Below are 1,464 nucleotides of genomic sequence, written 5' to 3'. Positions count from 1 at the left end.
CCCCATTACCGTCTTCGTAGCCCCGCAACGGGGTTACCGGCCTTCGGAGTTGGCATGACTACCTCCCCTTGTCGAGTGCATGGCCCGGGGGGTGGTGTCACCAGCTCCGAAGGCACTGGCAGACCGCTGATTAGGGGCATGACCACCGGCCTTTCCACAGGTCGGGAGGCTCTTCGTAATGTGGATGTGGCGATCAGTGCCGTGGCAGGCCGGGTGAACAGCACCGAAGGAACAACGACGTGATCGATACCAGCGACATCGACGTCTACCTCGGCCTGGACGTCGGCAAGGGCGAACACCACGCCACCGCACTCACCCCCGCCGGGAAGAAGACCTTCGACAAGCGGCTGACCAACAGCGAGCCCAAGCTCCGCGAGGTCTTCGCCAGGCTGCAGGCCAAGCACGGCACCGTCCTCGTGGTCGTCGACCAGGTGGCCTCGATCGGGGCCCTGCCGCTGGCCGTCGCCCGGGACCTGGGCTGCCACGTCGCCTACCTGCCCGGATTGACGATGCGGCGGATCGCCGACCTCTACCCCGGCGAGGCCAAAACCGACGCGAAGGACGCGTTCATCATTGCCGACGCCGCGCGGGCGATGCCGCACACGCTGCGGTCGGTCGACCTCGACGACGAGACGATCGCCGAGCTGCAGATGATCGTCGGCTTCGACGACGACCTCGCCGCCGAGGCAACCCGCCTGTCCAACCGGCTACGGGGCCTGTTCACCCAGATCCATCCGCATCTGGAACGGGTCCTGGGCCCGCGGATGCAGCACCCGGCTGTGCTCAGGCTGCTGGACCAGTTCGGCTCGCCGGCCCAGATCCGCAGGGCCGGACGCCGACGCCTCATCGATCTGATCCGCCCGAAGGCGCCCAGGATGGCCGAGCGGCTGATCAACGACGTCTTCACCGCACTCGACGAGCAGACCGTCGTCGTCCCGGGCACAGACGCTGCCGCGCTGATCGTCCCCAGCCTCGCCAACTCACTCCAGGCGGTACTCGACCAGCGCACACTGCTGGCCCACCGGATCGAGGAACTGCTGGAGGCCCACCCTCTTTCCAAGGTCCTGATGTCCATGCCCGGCATCGGTATCAGGACCGGCGCCCGCATCCTCATCGACGTCGGCGACGGCACTGCTTTCCCGTCCGCCGCCCATCTCGCCGCCTACGCCGGCCTCGCCCCGGCAACGAGAAGTTCGGGCTCCTCGATCCGGGGTGAACAGCCCTCCCGGCGGGGAAACAAGCAGCTCAAAAGGGCCTTCTTCCTCTCCGCGTTCGCCGCCCTGGCCGACCCCGCCTCCCGCACCTACTACGACAAGAAGATCAAAGAGGGCAAGCACCACACCCAAGCCCTCCTCTGCCTCGCAAGGCGGCGAGCCGACGTGCTCTTCGCGATGCTCCGCGACGGCACTTTCTACCAACCACCAACCCCGATCACCCCTTGACCAAAGTCATAGGGGCACCCCC

At 67.0% G+C, this 1,464-nt stretch carries 1 protein-coding gene; it reads left to right on the top strand.

What is annotated here, in order from left to right; all coding sequences use genetic code 11:
- Positions 1-239 precede the first annotated feature (239 nt).
- Positions 240-1,442: an IS110 family transposase gene (locus AB0N66_RS42435; RefSeq protein ID WP_365446364.1), complete on the top strand. Its 1,203-nt coding sequence runs from the start codon at positions 240-242 to the stop codon at positions 1,440-1,442.
- Positions 1,443-1,464 lie beyond the last annotated feature (22 nt).

Source organism: Streptomyces sp. NPDC093544 (assembly GCF_040683495.1).
Lineage (GTDB): Bacteria > Actinomycetota > Actinomycetes > Streptomycetales > Streptomycetaceae > Streptomyces.
The sequence above is the reverse complement of the archived record's forward strand: the minus strand, read 5'-3'. Positions and strand labels throughout refer to the sequence as shown.